The 14599-nt window shown below is 35.4% G+C and carries 18 protein-coding genes; 12 read left to right on the top strand and 6 right to left on the bottom strand.

Going from position 1 to position 14599, the window contains the following annotated elements; all coding sequences use genetic code 11:
• Nucleotides 1-87: 87 nt before the first annotated feature.
• From EJF36_RS12075 to EJF36_RS12065, 3 genes are read right to left on the bottom strand one after another with little or no spacing between them, the layout of a single operon-like run.
• Nucleotides 88-630 carry a 4Fe-4S dicluster domain-containing protein gene (locus EJF36_RS12075; protein WP_125906564.1) on the bottom strand — a complete coding sequence of 181 codons (543 nt, stop codon included), beginning with the start codon at nucleotides 628-630 and terminating at the stop codon, nucleotides 88-90.
• Nucleotides 630-2636: a molybdopterin-dependent oxidoreductase gene (locus EJF36_RS12070; RefSeq protein ID WP_125906563.1), complete on the bottom strand. Its 2007-nt coding sequence runs from the start codon at nucleotides 2634-2636 to the stop codon at nucleotides 630-632. Before EJF36_RS12070 ends, EJF36_RS12075 begins: the two co-directional genes overlap by 1 nt.
• A gap of 13 nt (nucleotides 2637-2649) precedes the next feature.
• Nucleotides 2650-3879: a PucR family transcriptional regulator gene (locus EJF36_RS12065; protein WP_185806893.1), complete on the bottom strand. Its 1230-nt coding sequence runs from the start codon at nucleotides 3877-3879 to the stop codon at nucleotides 2650-2652.
• 243 nt (nucleotides 3880-4122) lie between these two features.
• Here EJF36_RS12065 and EJF36_RS12060 point away from each other — a divergent pair, with 243 nt between their 5' ends.
• The gene (locus tag EJF36_RS12060) at nucleotides 4123-4650 is read left to right on the top strand and encodes a GNAT family N-acetyltransferase (RefSeq protein WP_125906561.1); all 528 of its coding nucleotides are present in this window, start codon (nucleotides 4123-4125) and stop codon (nucleotides 4648-4650) included.
• A 24-nt stretch (nucleotides 4651-4674) separates the two neighbouring features.
• Nucleotides 4675-5142 (top strand): GNAT family N-acetyltransferase, encoded by a 468-nt coding sequence (locus tag EJF36_RS12055; RefSeq protein ID WP_125906560.1) that lies wholly within the window; start codon nucleotides 4675-4677, stop codon nucleotides 5140-5142.
• 81 nt (nucleotides 5143-5223) lie between these two features.
• Here EJF36_RS12055 and EJF36_RS12050 read toward each other — a convergent pair whose 3' ends face one another.
• The gene (locus EJF36_RS12050) at nucleotides 5224-5715 is read right to left on the bottom strand and encodes a hypothetical protein (protein ID WP_260471892.1); all 492 of its coding nucleotides are present in this window, start codon (nucleotides 5713-5715) and stop codon (nucleotides 5224-5226) included.
• Nucleotides 5716-5939: 224 nt separating this feature from the next.
• On the opposite strand from EJF36_RS12050, the gene EJF36_RS12045 reads away from it, so the two are divergent.
• The 6 genes from EJF36_RS12045 to EJF36_RS12020 all read left to right on the top strand — a co-directional run bounded on the left by EJF36_RS12045 (nucleotide 5940) and on the right by EJF36_RS12020 (nucleotide 10058).
• A complete protein-coding gene (locus EJF36_RS12045; RefSeq protein ID WP_125906559.1) occupies nucleotides 5940-6410 on the top strand; it encodes a staygreen family protein in 471 nt (156 codons plus the stop codon).
• Between the two features lie 260 nt (nucleotides 6411-6670).
• Nucleotides 6671-7654 (top strand): GNAT family N-acetyltransferase, encoded by a 984-nt coding sequence (locus EJF36_RS12040; RefSeq protein WP_125906558.1) that lies wholly within the window; start codon nucleotides 6671-6673, stop codon nucleotides 7652-7654.
• Between the two features lie 14 nt (nucleotides 7655-7668).
• Entirely contained in the window at nucleotides 7669-8463 is a 795-nt protein-coding gene (locus tag EJF36_RS12035) for a GNAT family N-acetyltransferase (RefSeq protein ID WP_125906557.1), read from the top strand.
• 24 nt (nucleotides 8464-8487) lie between these two features.
• Nucleotides 8488-8931 (top strand): DinB family protein, encoded by a 444-nt coding sequence (locus EJF36_RS12030; protein WP_125906556.1) that lies wholly within the window; start codon nucleotides 8488-8490, stop codon nucleotides 8929-8931.
• 88 nt (nucleotides 8932-9019) lie between these two features.
• Nucleotides 9020-9487, top strand: coding sequence for a hypothetical protein (locus EJF36_RS12025; RefSeq protein ID WP_125906555.1), 468 nt, complete (start codon nucleotides 9020-9022; stop codon nucleotides 9485-9487).
• Nucleotide 9488: 1 nt separating this feature from the next.
• A complete protein-coding gene (locus EJF36_RS12020; protein ID WP_125906554.1) occupies nucleotides 9489-10058 on the top strand; it encodes a DUF5044 domain-containing protein in 570 nt (189 codons plus the stop codon).
• A gap of 226 nt (nucleotides 10059-10284) precedes the next feature.
• Here EJF36_RS12020 and EJF36_RS12015 read toward each other — a convergent pair whose 3' ends face one another.
• Nucleotides 10285-10599: a BC1872 family protein gene (locus EJF36_RS12015; protein ID WP_125906553.1), complete on the bottom strand. Its 315-nt coding sequence runs from the start codon at nucleotides 10597-10599 to the stop codon at nucleotides 10285-10287.
• A gap of 300 nt (nucleotides 10600-10899) precedes the next feature.
• On the opposite strand from EJF36_RS12015, the gene EJF36_RS12010 reads away from it, so the two are divergent.
• From EJF36_RS12010 to EJF36_RS11995, 4 genes are all read left to right on the top strand, one after another.
• Nucleotides 10900-11727 carry a pentapeptide repeat-containing protein gene (locus tag EJF36_RS12010; protein WP_260471891.1) on the top strand — a complete coding sequence of 276 codons (828 nt, stop codon included), beginning with the start codon at nucleotides 10900-10902 and terminating at the stop codon, nucleotides 11725-11727.
• An 18-nt stretch (nucleotides 11728-11745) separates the two neighbouring features.
• Nucleotides 11746-12312 (top strand): GNAT family N-acetyltransferase, encoded by a 567-nt coding sequence (locus EJF36_RS12005; RefSeq protein ID WP_125906551.1) that lies wholly within the window; start codon nucleotides 11746-11748, stop codon nucleotides 12310-12312.
• Nucleotides 12313-12414: 102 nt separating this feature from the next.
• A complete protein-coding gene (locus EJF36_RS12000; RefSeq protein ID WP_260471890.1) occupies nucleotides 12415-12972 on the top strand; it encodes a GNAT family N-acetyltransferase in 558 nt (185 codons plus the stop codon).
• An 80-nt stretch (nucleotides 12973-13052) separates the two neighbouring features.
• Entirely contained in the window at nucleotides 13053-13598 is a 546-nt protein-coding gene (locus EJF36_RS11995) for a GNAT family N-acetyltransferase (protein ID WP_125906550.1), read from the top strand.
• Nucleotides 13599-13691: 93 nt separating this feature from the next.
• Here the strand turns inward: EJF36_RS11995 and EJF36_RS11990 are convergent, their stop codons facing one another.
• Nucleotides 13692-14255 (bottom strand): GNAT family N-acetyltransferase, encoded by a 564-nt coding sequence (locus tag EJF36_RS11990; RefSeq protein ID WP_125906549.1) that lies wholly within the window; start codon nucleotides 14253-14255, stop codon nucleotides 13692-13694.
• Nucleotides 14256-14599: the final 344 nt, after the last annotated feature.

Here is a 14599-nt window from a genome sequence, read left to right as displayed (position 1 = left end):
GTATGAAGGTAACAAATAAGTATTCATAATTTTGTACAGTCATACAAAATATATCTGCATGAAACATAGCTGTAGCAAAGGCAACAGCTATGTTAAGAAATATCTTGTTTTTTTTCTATCTGGAGAAACAAAACGAATAGAAGGATGTGTTAAAAGTATATTTTCAAAACCTTCAATAGTAGATGTCGTATGCTCTGGAAGCTTTTTATCATAACTAAACAGTTTTAAAGCTCCTGTTGAACAAGCTTCTATGCAAGCTGGAAGTAGTCCTTGTTCTTGACGTTCAATACAAAAGTCACATTTTGTGACTTTTCTTGTTAATGGATTACTTTGCGGTGCTCCAATGGGACAAATATCAACACAAATCATGCAGCCAGAACAAAGCTTTGAGTTGATTTCAACAATACCATCTACTTTTCGTTTCGTAAAAGCATTTTCAGGACAGACCCGAAAGCATTCTGGGCTATCACAATGGTTGCAGGAGAGGGAGATGTAATGTTCATCATTTAGTTTTGTAACACGTCTCCAATTCACTGTGGCATGAGTACTGTTTTCATTTTTGCAAGCTACCACGCATGCTAAGCAGCCGATACATAAATTGGTGTTAAATAAAAAGCCTTGATGACTCATTAAATTCCTCCCTTCTTTATATCTATAAATATGTCATAAAACGGTGTACTCATCTTTAAGTTGTGATGAGAGGGAATGTGTAATGAAATTAATGTATTCACAGTCTTTCTTCCAGCTTGCTTCATTACAATGACATTTTTAGGTAAATGTTTATTTAGCTTTGCGATGCTAGTAATGGATCCAACGTCGTTATACATCACAATTTTGTTGCCATTTGAAATTCCTTTTTCTTTTGCAATATCTTCATTGATTTCAATACATTCATCTGTAAAATTAGAAAACCATGTAATGTCTTCAAACTGTGAATGCAATTGAAGCAATGCTTGAGGGGTTAATAAACGAAATGGGTATAATTCAGATTGTTTAGATTCTCGGAAAATTGGCATAGCTGGAAACTGTTCTTCTTTAGCTTTAATAGAAAATAACATATGTTTCTGATTGTCTGGTGTCTTATATGTTAACTTTCTTGGTTTGTCAAATAATTCTTCAATGTTTGAGAAACGGTATGACTGTTTGATTTCATCTGATAATTCGAGCTCAATCCAGTCCATTGCCTCGCGTTCAAATGGAAAATTAGAGAAGCCAGGGGACAAGGTATTTAATTTTTTTGTTAACTCTCTTGCTATTTGTAGGTCACTTTTTGCTTCATAATATGGTTCTATTGCTTGTTGGTTTACAGCAAGCCAATGATGCCAGTAGCTTACGTTAAGATCATACTCCTCAAAATGAGTAGTTGTTGGCAGTACAATATCAGATACTTCTGCTGTTTTAGTCATAAATAAATCAACCGTTACAACTAAGTCTAATTGTTCAACAAGTCTCATCCAATCCTGTATGTTTTGATCTTGTGACAGTGGATTACGAGCAGCAATCCACAGCATCTTTAATGGTGGATTTGAAAGGGATTTTGCATCCGTTGCAAATGTATTCATATTAATTGTTCTTGATTCTAAGGATGATTGTGGCCCTTGGTGAGTTAATAAGTTTAAAGGAAACTGTTCGAGTCCATTATGGACGTAATACATACCATGATAAGCACGTGAGTAGTTACCAGAAATGGCAACTAAACTATCAATAGCACGAACGGCCTGAGCACCTTGTGAATAACGTTGCAATCCGAAACCAATCCAAGTTGCTGCTGGTTTATGTGTGGCATACAATTGAGCAAGCTCTGTTATTGCCTGTTTAGGTACACCTGTTTTTCTTATAACATCTTCCATAGAAAGATAATCTATTATATAAGATTTGAAAGATTTCCAGCCAATTACGTTATTTTGAATGAAATCCAAATCATATTGTTCAGACTCTATTAACGTCTTTATAATACCTAAGGCTAACAACGTGTCAGTTCCAGGGTGAACTTGAATAAATATATCCGCTTTCATCGCTGTTTGTGTAAAAATAGGATCAATTACAACAAGCTTTGCTCCATTTGCCTTGGCTTCAAAAATAAATTTAAGCTGCTGTATGTTAGTCACAGCAGGATTAGCTCCCCAGATAACGATTAACTTTGCGTCTGCCATTTTTTCTGGGGGTTGACTTTTGATATGGTTTCGATTGAATCTTAGCGCTTCAAACCCAGTTGTTAAACAAGAGTTACCAATTACTTTAGTATGTGCACCAAAGCTATTAAACATAGCTTCAACGGCATAATGTAATAGTCCCATATTGCCAAAAAATTTGTTATACCCAATAGCCAAGTTGGAGTTATATGTAAGGTTAAGATTAAGTATCTTATTAGCGATTAATTCATATGCTTTCTCCCAGCTAATTCGTTGCCAGTTGCCAGACATTCTTGGATATTGCATCATGGGATATTTTAATCTTTGTGTATGATAGACATATTGTGTGTAGCTGTAGCCTTTCGGACATAGCTTTCCTAGTGTATAGCCGTGTGCGGGATCACCTGTTACCTTTATAATCTTTCCACCTTTTACGTGGGTGAGCATACTACATGTTCCGTAGCAATTTCTTGGACAGACATTTCGGAATATTGTTGTTTCCATTGAAATACTCCTTCTATAACTTTTTCATTCTTTTAATTCTAAACGCCACTAGAAGGTTTACTTTCGATTGCATGGAATCAAGCTCTGTTTGTAGTATTGATTCAATTTTTTTTAAGCGATATCTTAACGTATTTTTATGTAAAAACAAACGATCAGCTGCAATCTGTAAGTCGCATTCACATTGTAAATATTCCTCTAACGTATTTAGTAAATCAGTTGTGTTTTCCTCATCATATTTTTGTAAATCCCCAATTGTCTCATCATAAAACTCACGTAAATCAACGGTGTCTACATGATAAAGTAAACGAGGAAGACCCAAGTCAATGAAAAAGGGCACATCATCTTTATAGTTAAGAAGGTTTCCTAATTCAAGTGCGACCTTAGCCTGCTGATAGCTTCTAAACAAATCAGTAGGTTTTTGATAAGATCGACCAATACCAATTTTAAGTTCGTTAGAATTTACTATTCTATTACATTGCTGCTTAACCTTAAATGCGTACTCTCGTATCGCAGCTTTTTTAGCATTACGATTGGTGTCTTCAACCGGAAATAATATCGTAATCTCACTTCGCTTTTTTAATATAATCGGTGTAATACGACGCTGCACTAGTTCGGTTTCAATTACATGATAAATTTGATTACCAACATCTGGTTTCATTGAAAAATAATCGAACTCATCAATCGAAAAGACAATCACGACATGATGATTAGAAAAGTCCCATCCGAATATTTCTCCATAGATCTGAACGTCTCCAGGGTCTTTAACATTCCCGTATAACAAGTCAAATAAAAAAGCTTCTTGTTGCTTCATTTTTTCTACCTTTACAGCATTTTGTCTTTGCATATGTAATCCTATTAATTGACAACAGTGCTCACAAAGTGATAATTCTTCGTAGGTAGGCTCGAACATGTTATCAAAAAACAAGTAATAATTGATTTTCCCTTGATTCAATACTGGAAAGCAAACACCATTCAAATGAAGTGATGTGTTTGATAACGTTGCATTATATAATCTATTTTGATATGTTGAGTAATCTGTAAGTTGTAGTGTTAGTTGTTCGTTTAGTGTAAGTGGTGTTGTCAAGAACGAATATGTAACGATAGTATGTCTTGTATCTAACAACACAGCATTGGTATTAAGTATAAGTGAAACCTTCTTTACTAAGTAATGTAAATCTTCGTGGTCTAGGAGGCTTAGTGAAAGTTCGCGCATTTTTGAAATTAAATCAGTCGTTGTTTTCATGTGTATACCTCCAAATTTTCCCTTTACAATCATTTAATCAACAAACACACATATTAGCAATAGAGTTCACACAACCGTTACAAACGTGATTGTGAAATATGATACGTGATTGTATACCACAATAAGACGTTCATTTAATTAGGAAAAATTTGATATAGCTGTAAATAATTGATTGTGATATGTTTAAGACAGTTATTGAAGCTCGCTTGAAATGTTCAGTGTATGTAGATGGGGGATAGGTAAATGAATATAATTACAGACAGATTACAAATTAGATTTTTCTCAGCAAGTGATTGGAAAGAAGTACACGAATATACTTCAAATCAAAGTGTCATGACTTACATACCAGAAGGTGTCATGTCTGAACAAGCTACTAAGGATTTTATTAGAAAAAATCAAGGAGAGCATGCAAAGAATTTCGCTGTCGTTTTAACGGAAACAAACACCATTATAGGACATATCGTATTTCATAAGTATTTCGGCGAGCATACGTATGAAATTGGCTGGGTGTTTAATCCAAAATATTACAATAAAGGATATGCCACAGAGGCTGCGACAGCAACATTGAAGTATGGTTTTGAAACATTAGGGCTTCATAGAGTAATTGCAACGTGTCAGCCGGAAAATAAATCATCTTATCGTGTCATGGAGAAGATTGGTATGAGAAGAGAAGGGTTTTTCAAAAAATGTATACCACATGGAGATACATGGTGGGATGAGTACTACTATGCGATCTTAGAGGAAGAGTGGATGGCGGCAAACAATTCATAAAAAACTATGGAGGCACCACATATAATGAAGTTCACTATAATTAAAATGACTGAAGAAGTAGCAACTGTAATTTTAAGTTGGACATATGATGCCCCATATGATTTTTATAATAATAGTATGAATGAAGAATCTATGAGAGAACTGTTAAACAATGAATATTATACGGTTATTGATGATAATGATCTTTTGTTTGGTTTTTTTTGTATCGGACCCTCTGCACAAGTGCCAGCTGGACTGCCTGCTGGAGTATACAACGAAGATTGTGTAGATGTTGGGTTTGGGATGAATCCTTTGTATGTAGGACAAGGTCAGGGTTTTGCATTTTGTTCGGAGATTGTTACTTATGTTACTGGGAAATTTCGGGGTACCTCTATTAGGTTGACAGTTGCGACATTTAACACTAGAGCCATTCACTTATATAAAAAGCTAGGCTTTATAAAGAAGGATATTTTTATTACGGAAAAAGCAGAGTTTATTACTATGATAAAATAAATGCATTTTAATTAAGGATAACTAGAAGGAGACGACTTACATTGACATCAAGTAAGTCGTCTTTTTTTTATTTTCTTGTAGCTATACACACGTAAACGAGCGGATTTGTCTTAGGCTTATGCCAAAGTAAAGCCATCTAAAGCCATTCCAGCGATAGCCTGATACAGATCTTCTACCAACAAAAGTTGGATAGAACCAGAATTGCTGCCCGTCTCTTAACCAGATATACGTAAATCTGAATAAGCATCCTCTTATACTACCGGGATCCACTGCGAAGGTTTCAGCTTGTTGCAGTTGCTGTGATTCAGCTGGGACAAAAGAAGGCGGTGGAGAAGATGGTGGTCCAGCATCTTGTCCTTGACCCGGTGGATTAAATCCTTGTCCTGGCGGTGTAAAAGGCGGCGGTGTACTAGGGGGACCTTGTGTAGGTCCTGTTGTTCCCCCTCCTGGCGATGGGAAGAAGGGGAAAAATTGTCTCTCGGGTAATGACTGAAAATACATTGTGTCAGGTTGAAACGCTTGCTCATACCACAATGCTTCCTGTCCATATGGATATTGAAAGTATGGATACATGTTAGGGCACTCCTTTTCTTTTTAGGCTCACATCATCATATTCCTAAGGCATTTGTCTATCAACTTGTACGTGGAAAAATGTGCATTTACCTAGTCGGATAATTTTGGAAAAATTAGTAATGTTATGAACCGAAATTTATACACTTTAAATAGGATGTGTTTAACATAAGTGTAAGTCCTCAGAAAACATCTCTTTTTACAACATCAAAGATAAGGAGGATGCTATGTCAAGCTTCGATCCACAAAAGTTATCCGTTACATTTATTCCACCTGCTAATGTGAAGCAGCCTGTTATAGGAAGGAAATATACACTTACGCATTCTGATGTTACAGCACAGTTATTTTTAGATATTGGGTGTGTGTATAATTTTGATGCCATTGATCCGGCTAAGCGGGATGAAGTGTTAGCAGAATGGCAGAAAGATAGAAGCAATCGTCTCCATTTAATGGGTGTGGTACATGTGGATGGTGGAGAATATAGTCAGGCTGTCATTGATGTTCGATTTAATATTTTTAAAAAGGAAATGACGACGGCATTGAGCGGTATGATTTACGGAGATAGTCATTTTCTTTTATCATACCCTAAGCTTCTTGATGCACCTATTTTTATTCATTTTGAATCAACAAATCCTTCTTACAATCATATTTTTTATTATGGTACACCAAGGTATTACTTTAATTTGGTGAGACATTGATGATTAGGCATTTGTTAATACAATTTAGTAGAATTAGTGAACTATCTAGACCTGATTTCCAGTTCATGGTATATTCAAGTACATAATATAAAAGGGAGTGGTGTGTGATGAAAAGATTAGAAAGTAACTTTATATATTGTGCACTGCTCATTCGGACTAGCTAATAGGTGATATTAAATACTGTGAATTTTACAATCCCGGAGCAGAAAAGTTTTTTGCGACGGGATTTTTTTGTAATCGAATTTAAGGGGGAACACAAGTTGCGTACTGAGGATGTAGTTAAGATTGTAAATTTTGAACTTGAGCATGTAGAGGCAGCAGCTGATATTTTTATCGGAACATACAGAACTGTTAAAAAGAGCTGTTCATTATTACCAGATAAATATATGAATAAAGACGTCATACAACAGTTGCTTAAAAGAATATTAAAGGATAATGATGGTGTTGTTGCCATCAGTAATAATAGAGTGGTAGGGTATTTAACAGGATTTATCATACCGAACTTTAAGAGTTCACATCCAGGTGTATACACACCTGAGTGGGGGCATAGTGTATCACATGAAGATGCAAGAAATCTCTATGAGTTGATGATAAATACACTTTTTGATAAATGGCTGGAGAAGGAATGTGTCGTTCATGCTATTACTCATTTTAGTCATGATTATGAGTTGACGAACAAGTTATTTTGGAGTGGATACGGTATGTTTGTTGTGGATGCCGTTCGAGAGCCAAGTCATTTGAATATTGAAACAAACGATCATGTTGCTATTAAAACAGCAACTTCTTACGATGTTAAACAGATAGTTGAACTTATGAAGGAGCATACAGATTATATGAGCTCGCCTCCCACATTTTTGCCTAACGATGGCTATTTAACAGTTAAGGACGTTGCAGGATGGCTAGATCATCCTAATAGAGTTGTACGAATAGCTAAAAGCGAAGGAAACGTAATTGGCATTATGAATACTGTAACGAATGCTACGAATGCGTGTACAGTTGTCCGTGATACAACTACATTAACAATAAAGGAAACACATGTGACGAAGTCTGCAAAAGGGTTAGGTGTTGGGAAATTGCTACTACAAGATGTTAATCAGTATGCTATTCAAAACGGTTTTGAAAGGATCTCTGTAGACTTTGAATCTGCTAATCTAGAAGCTATGCGATTTTGGCTTAAGCATTTTGAGTCTATTTGTTTTTCAGTCATTCGTTATATTGACGATACTCATATTAAAACAAAATAAGGGAGTTGGTAGACATGATATTTGAATTAGAACAATGTACCATAACGGAAGTCTCAAATATGATGGAGGAATATATTCAATCGTTACATTCGCCATTTGATTCTTTTTTAGAAGAGCATATAGTAAACTCGACATTTCATAAGATTTTTGTAGGTGAAGAAGTAGCAGGGTACTATGCTATTTTTAACAATACGTTATTAACACAGTTTTACTTGAAAGTGCCGTTTTACACAAAAAGCCAGGATATTATGACGTGCATTTTTTCAAACCATGTTATTTCATCTGTTTTTGTGTATACAGCCGACGAATTTTTCTTAAGCAATGTGATAGATCGAGATTATAAGATTAATAAACAAGCCTATTTCTTCAAAGATAGCAAAATAATGATTCCTTCAGAAAAATTAAATCATGAAGGTCATTTGAGACAGGCTGTTCTTAGTGATGTCCACAAGATAGTAGAAGTTAGCGAGGATTTCTTCGACCGATTGGAAGAACGTATTAAAGATGGGCAAATATTTGTTTTTATGAAAGAGAATATCTTGTTAGGGATCGGTATTATCGAAATTAGCGAGCTGCAAAAGGGCTATGCGAGTGTTGGCATGTATACGAATGAAGCGTATCGAAAGCAAGGTGTGGGACGTACCATCATACAAAGGTTAAAAGAGTGGTGCTATCAGCATGATTTAGAACCAATATGTGGGTGCTGGTACTATAACACAAACTCAAAGTTAACGTTACAAAGTGCAGGAATGATATCAAAAACTAGACTTTTGAATGTTGAAGTGCCAAAGATTGAGGACGAAAAGTAATCTGTATAAGGGGGATAAGTAATCATGAAAACTATAAGAAGCATGTATAAGCATCTAAACTGGGCGAACGTAAGGATTCTCGATGTGTTGCGTAAGAATGACAACGAACGCGCGCGATATGTATTTGCCCATCTCCTATTTGCTGAGCAGGTTTGGTTACATAGATTACAAGCGAAGGATACGTCCCAATTGCCGATATGGAAAGAAGCAAGTTTAGAAGAATGTTCTGTACTTGTTCAAAAGAATAATGAAGAATATAAATGTTTGTTAGAACAAATCGATACGTCAGATTTAGACCAGACTGTTACATATAAAAACAGTAAGGGGATAGAATTTGTTAGCTCGATGCGGAATATTTTAATTCATCTAGCTCTTCATGGTCAGTACCATCGCGGTCAAATTAATATGTTACTCAGGCAAGGTAACACAGAGCCAATTAACGTAGATTATATTAACTTCGTCAGATAAGAGTAAATATGTGTTTTATCATTTAGGTTATACTGAATAACAGACTACGTCATTAGTCTGTTATTTTTCGTAAAGGGGGAGATAGTATATGGTCAAGTGGATTCCTAGACTCATTATAATCACATCGATATTTACACTATACCCGAACATAGTGGGTTTATTTTCTGTATTTGAACGTGATATTCCTAAAGATATAATGAATCAAATTGAAGCTGGATATGCCACGATGATTGAGATTGATAAAGAAATGTATGTAGATCATGATACTATCCATTTAAAGTATCTTGTATATTCAGAAGAGGAAACATTGCTGTTTTATGATATAAGGAAAAAAGAACAAGGCTGGTCATTTCCAGGCATAGCTTTACAGCTAATAGATGAAACCGGCTATAAGTATCAAGGCTCAGGAGGTTCAAGCTCGGGAATGGTGTGGGGAGAATCGTGTATAAACGATTATGAACCACTGCCAAAAGAAATACAAACAATTGTTATCCGTTACAAGTGGTATGATAGAGAATTTCAAACTGAGATTAATTTGACAGAGGCGACAATATAATATGAGTAAAAAAAGGCTGAGTATTGAGTGGGTTATAGCCATTGTATTATTATTTTTTGCTGTCAAAGAGTCTCCATATTTTAATTATTATCATCTTTCACCATTGGCTGCGCACGAACAATCAGAGCGAACGTACCATTATGGGCCATCAAATATTGTTGAAAGTATTGACGTTGGAGATGTTCGTTTATATATGGGGACTTATAAAGAATGGTTTTCCGTTAACAGTGTGGAGAAACATGCAGGAGTGTTTTGGCGACCAGGAAGTCACGTGGGAGGAACTGAAATTGACAAAAATCAGGCCATCTCATACTCATGGTCTGGCTCGACTATTAATGATGATCTCATGTTGATGAAAATTTACGGTGTTGTTACGAATCCTAACATTGTTGAGGTTCAGCTAGATGTAATGGAGGGCTCCGGAAATCCGGTTCAAACCTTGTCGTATCCTTTAAAAGATCACCGTATGTTCTTGTTTTATTGGAACGAACTAGAGAATCCGTATAAATGGCTTTTTTTACGTGGAGTAGATAAGACCGGCAATACGGTATATGAACACGAACTAAGTTGAAACAGCATGGTTGCTAATGCCCATGCTGTTGATTATGTACTTTATTACTCGCGTAATTATGTTATGCGTGGATGATTGTTTTTAAACGAGAGCTTTTAGTGTTTATGCGTGAAATCTTAGACTTTATGCGTCAATTCTTTGTGTTTATGCGTGAAATTTTAGGCTTTATGCGTCAATTTTGATTTGTCGTAAGTACTTCTTTGTCACCTGGTATTCAAATGTATTATTATAGCCACTCATCAGCGTCTGAGCTACTATTGGCAATTAAATAGGCTGTGTTTGTAATAGCTTCAGCTAATGTTTTTCCTGTATCAGTAACATTGTTAAAGCGAACTTCGAAAAATTCAGGTGTCTCTTTAGCTTCGTATGTAATTCCCTTTTTTTGTAGTCGGTCAACAACTAACATCGCATGGTCAATATTTTGTTCTGGTTGAAAATCGGTTACAGAAATAAAAACACCTTTTTCATAGTCAAACCATCTATCCCAACGATTTAACTTCCACCCTAGTATTCTACGGGCAATTGCCTCAGTTTTGTTCATACTCGTGCCCTCCCATACATTACTATTAATAAACGTGTTCGGCTTATTCCCTTATTTTAATTATGAATAATAGCTTTATAAGTAGCAAGGAAAACATAGGTTTAAAGGATAGAATTCTTGCTGCATGTTCATAGAATAGACCTTTAATTATCCAGCCAATTTGCAGTGTCATGGTGTATTTCATAAACAATTGAGAAAAAGCTCAAATAGAGTAACATAACCTCTTGTTAGTATGATAGATTAAATGTATTCATGTAATAATGTAATATTTTTCTAGGCTAATATAAGGAAGTGGAAATATTGTCAATTCAGGATTTTAGTGCAGATTGTAAACAATGTTTTGGTTTATGCTGTGTGGCGTTGCCATATGCAAAGTCAGCTGATTTTGCATTTGATAAAGACAGTGGTATCCCATGTAGAAATCTGCAAGCGGACTACCGTTGTAGCATACATAAAAACCTAAGAAATAAAGGGTTTCGAGGTTGTACTGTGTATGAGTGTTTTGGAGCGGGACAGAGGGTTTCACAATACACGTACCAAGGTCAAGATTGGCGAGAGAATCAAAATACAGCAAAAGAGATGTTTGAGGTATTCCCTATTATGCAGCAGCTTTTTGAAATGCTTCGGTATTTGCATGAAGCAGTAAATTATGAGGAAACGCAAAGCATCCATGCCGATTTAAAAGAAGCTATAGATGAAACGAAGCAATTAACCGATTTACCACCACAATCTATTTTAAAACTTGACGTTTCGATGCATAGAGCCACTATCAATGAGTTACTCTTAAAAACTAGTGAACTAGTTAGAGCAAAAGTAAATGCGCACAAAAGTAACAAAAATGAAATTAAGAGTCGCCAATTAATAGGCGCAAAGTTAAAAGGGGTTAACCTTAAAGGAGCCAATCTGAGAGGAGCATTGCTTATTGCTGCTGATCTTCGTGATGCTGATTTAACAGTAACGGATTTTATTGGCGCGGACTTACGTGATGCTAATGTAAGTGGCGCGGACCTAAGGGGAAGTATCTTTCTTACGCAGGCACAAGTTAACGCAGCAAATGGGGATAAGAAAACGAAGTTACCGACTTCTTTAAAAGTACCGGAGCATTGGTTGTGTCAAAGTAATACATAGGATGGGGCTGTATAATTTATGATCTATTTATCAACGGAAAGGTTAATTATTAGAGATCATATGAAGGAAGATTTACTTTCTATGCACGCCTTAATGTCGAATAAGAAAGTTATGTATTATTTGCCATCCTTGAGGAAAACCTCTTTAGATGAAACAACTTTAGCATTGCAGCATGCTATTGATGAAGCCAATTCTGAAAAAAGATGTAAATTTTTCTTTGCTATTTTGGATAAAAGTACAGAAGACTATGTGGGGGAAATCGGTCTTACTGTCGTGAACGAAGATTCTGTTGGGAAAGTTATGGATTTAGGGTACTTCATACATGAAAAATATTGGGGAAAAGGGATTACGACTGAAGCAGCAAAGGTCGTCATCGAGTATGCTTTTTCATATTTACATACCAAGGAAATAACGGCGGGCTGTGTCGTGCAAAATGTGAATTCAGAAAAGATTATGAAAAAGCTCGGGATGGTCAAGGAAGCGGAGCTAAGCTATATAGACAAGCAACTTTCCAATCGAGTGAAATATCGACTATGGAAGGATGAATATGAAAAACAAAGTAAGTTTGTAAATAGCACTGATTGAACACTTAGTGTAAAAAACAATATAGAATCGTTCTTACCCTATTAGAATGAGAAATGTGATGATAACCTACTTGTAGAGTTATTTTATGAATGGGGGATTTATATGAGTAACATGCATGGGAAACGCAGATTGCTAGAGGGTGAGAGAATATATTTAAAGCCAATTGAGGAACAACATATTGATGATTATTACGGTAAGCTGAGTAATGCGAGTATTGAAAGCTTTAAATATACAGGCAGTAAAGCTTTTATCACAAAACAAGGCCTTAGTAATTATGTAAAAAACATCTGTAGTAATGATTCACGATTAGATTTTTTTATCATCGATAAACAAGACGATGAGATCGTCGGTGAAGTAGTTTTGAATGATATTGACTGGAAAAATAGAAGTGCTAGTACAAGAATAGGTATTTTTCAAGAAGAAGATTGTAATAAAAAATTCGGCACAGAAGCCTTATCATTACTTCTGCAATATGGCTTTGGTATGTATCAGTTACATAGAATCGAATTGCAGGTGTATTCATTTAACGAGAGGGCTATCCGGGTGTATGAAAAGCTAGGATTCAAGCAAGAAGGGGTTCTAAGAGATTGTTTATTTTATAATAATCAATACCATGACGCTATCGTTATGAGCATTTTAGAAACCGAGTTTAATAAATAGTTTTAACGTGATGAAGACATGACACTAGACAAGGTAAACTTTTTCTTCTTGTGATTATTATGAAAGGAGTGTTTCATTAATTGAGTACTGATATATCTCTAAAAAAAGTAAATTTAGAAGAATTCAATGAGAACATGCTCGATTATTTTCATAGGTATCAAGAAGTAAAGAGAGTTTGGCGAATTGAAAATAATAAAAAAGTTATTAAAAATATTAGTTTTATAGAGGATTGGGATCATAATGAGAAGCAGATCGTTATACAACAGTTAAAACAGACGCTATTAACTGGTGGCACAGTATTTGCAGCATATGAAGCGGGGTACAGATTAATAGGTTTTGCTTCTCTAGGATCGCAGCGTATGGGAGAGAAGGAAGAATATTTATGCTTACACGAACTTTACGTATCGGAACATGTGCGAGGTAAAGGAATTGGAAAACTATTGTTCCAGATGTGTGTCAAAGAGGCTAAATCATTACAGGTGAAAAAATTATATATTTCAGCTCATTCTTCAGTAGAAACGATAGACTTTTATGTGAGAATGGGGTGTGTCGATGCAACCTGGATATGGCAGCAACAAGTACACCACGAACCATACGATTGTCAATTGGAATATGTTATAAACTAGAAAAGTCTCCTATATGGGGAAATTACAAAACTAGTAATAACTCTATATTAACGAATAAGACTAGGGATTAAGTATAAGTTATATACAAAATCTCTAGTTTTTGTGTTTGGCTTTTGTAAAAGAAGCTTTATGAAATAGAGTGATGAATTTAAATAAATCTTCGCCCTTTTTTGGAAAGCTTGAATCCTTCCTTATTTCTAGGAACATTGCCTGATACGTCTCGGGTACCCATTTATATGAATGAATATATTCAGTCAGTATAAACCCGCATTTCTCCCAAAAGCGTATCCGGGCTAAGTTGCTTGGGGTAGGTTCAGCTTCTACTTCAATTATAATATTTGATACGCTTTTTTTTGTCTGTCCCCATACTTTTATTAGTTCAAAAACCTTACGACCTTTTCCTTGACTACGATACGAGGAGAGCACTGTTAAATAATCAATGATTAACAAATGTCCATTGTTTACGATCCCAGTAATAGCCATCGCTATAGCTTTTTCATGTTCATAAAGGACGTGAAGATATCCAAGATTTGTGCTCAGCATATGTTGAATAACATGCTTCGGTTTGGCACTACTTGTCCCAAAGGCTTCCTCGTATAAAGGCGCAACAAGCTTCCATGTTTCTTCATCCCATTGATCCAATGTGACCATTTTCATCTCTGTAAGCCTCGCTTAATTTATTATTTTGCATATAATATTCTTTAGAGCCCGGTACATTATAACATGGATTATTATACACTCGTTGTATTTATTGTATTAGCATGTATAATGGTAGATACAGTAATGGAGTGTGTAACTGTAATTAAAATAAAAATGTACAAATGATCAGCTTTAGAATAGGAAAGGTTGAATATGCAATTGATTTTAAGGGAGAAGAGCTCTTACCTAAATCATTAATGATAGAGATTACGAATTCAATTGTTATGACTCAATTCGCTTACAAAAGCGTGTCTACCTACTATAGACACGTTATTTTAATGGGGAGATGTATGGTAAACGAA

Origin of the sequence: Bacillus sp. HMF5848 (assembly GCF_003944835.1) — a bacterium.
In the GTDB taxonomy this organism is placed as follows: domain Bacteria; phylum Bacillota; class Bacilli; order Bacillales; family HMF5848; genus HMF5848.
Note: the sequence above shows the minus strand (reverse complement) of the source record. Positions and strands in the feature narration are given on the sequence as shown.

Bases quoted from the DNA above. Each gene is read 5' to 3' on its own strand.
- EJF36_RS12075 (WP_125906564.1), bottom strand. From the start codon at position 630: ATGAGTCATCAAGGCTTTTTATTTAACACCAATTTATGTATCGGCTGC.
- EJF36_RS12070 (WP_125906563.1), bottom strand. From the start codon at position 2,636: ATGGAAACAACAATATTCCGAAATGTCTGTCCAAGAAATTGCTACGGA.
- EJF36_RS12065 (WP_185806893.1), bottom strand. From the start codon at position 3,879: ATGAAAACAACGACTGATTTAATTTCAAAAATGCGCGAACTTTCACTA.
- EJF36_RS12060 (WP_125906561.1), top strand. From the start codon at position 4,123: ATGAATATAATTACAGACAGATTACAAATTAGATTTTTCTCAGCAAGT.
- EJF36_RS12055 (WP_125906560.1), top strand. From the start codon at position 4,675: ATGAAGTTCACTATAATTAAAATGACTGAAGAAGTAGCAACTGTAATT.
- EJF36_RS12050 (WP_260471892.1), bottom strand. From the start codon at position 5,715: ATGTATCCATACTTTCAATATCCATATGGACAGGAAGCATTGTGGTAT.
- EJF36_RS12045 (WP_125906559.1), top strand. From the start codon at position 5,940: ATGTCAAGCTTCGATCCACAAAAGTTATCCGTTACATTTATTCCACCT.
- EJF36_RS12035 (WP_125906557.1), top strand. From the start codon at position 7,669: ATGATATTTGAATTAGAACAATGTACCATAACGGAAGTCTCAAATATG.
- EJF36_RS12030 (WP_125906556.1), top strand. From the start codon at position 8,488: ATGAAAACTATAAGAAGCATGTATAAGCATCTAAACTGGGCGAACGTA.
- EJF36_RS12025 (WP_125906555.1), top strand. From the start codon at position 9,020: ATGGTCAAGTGGATTCCTAGACTCATTATAATCACATCGATATTTACA.
- EJF36_RS12020 (WP_125906554.1), top strand. From the start codon at position 9,489: ATGAGTAAAAAAAGGCTGAGTATTGAGTGGGTTATAGCCATTGTATTA.
- EJF36_RS12015 (WP_125906553.1), bottom strand. From the start codon at position 10,599: ATGAACAAAACTGAGGCAATTGCCCGTAGAATACTAGGGTGGAAGTTA.
- EJF36_RS12005 (WP_125906551.1), top strand. From the start codon at position 11,746: ATGATCTATTTATCAACGGAAAGGTTAATTATTAGAGATCATATGAAG.
- EJF36_RS12000 (WP_260471890.1), top strand. From the start codon at position 12,415: ATGAGTAACATGCATGGGAAACGCAGATTGCTAGAGGGTGAGAGAATA.
- EJF36_RS11990 (WP_125906549.1), bottom strand. From the start codon at position 14,255: ATGAAAATGGTCACATTGGATCAATGGGATGAAGAAACATGGAAGCTT.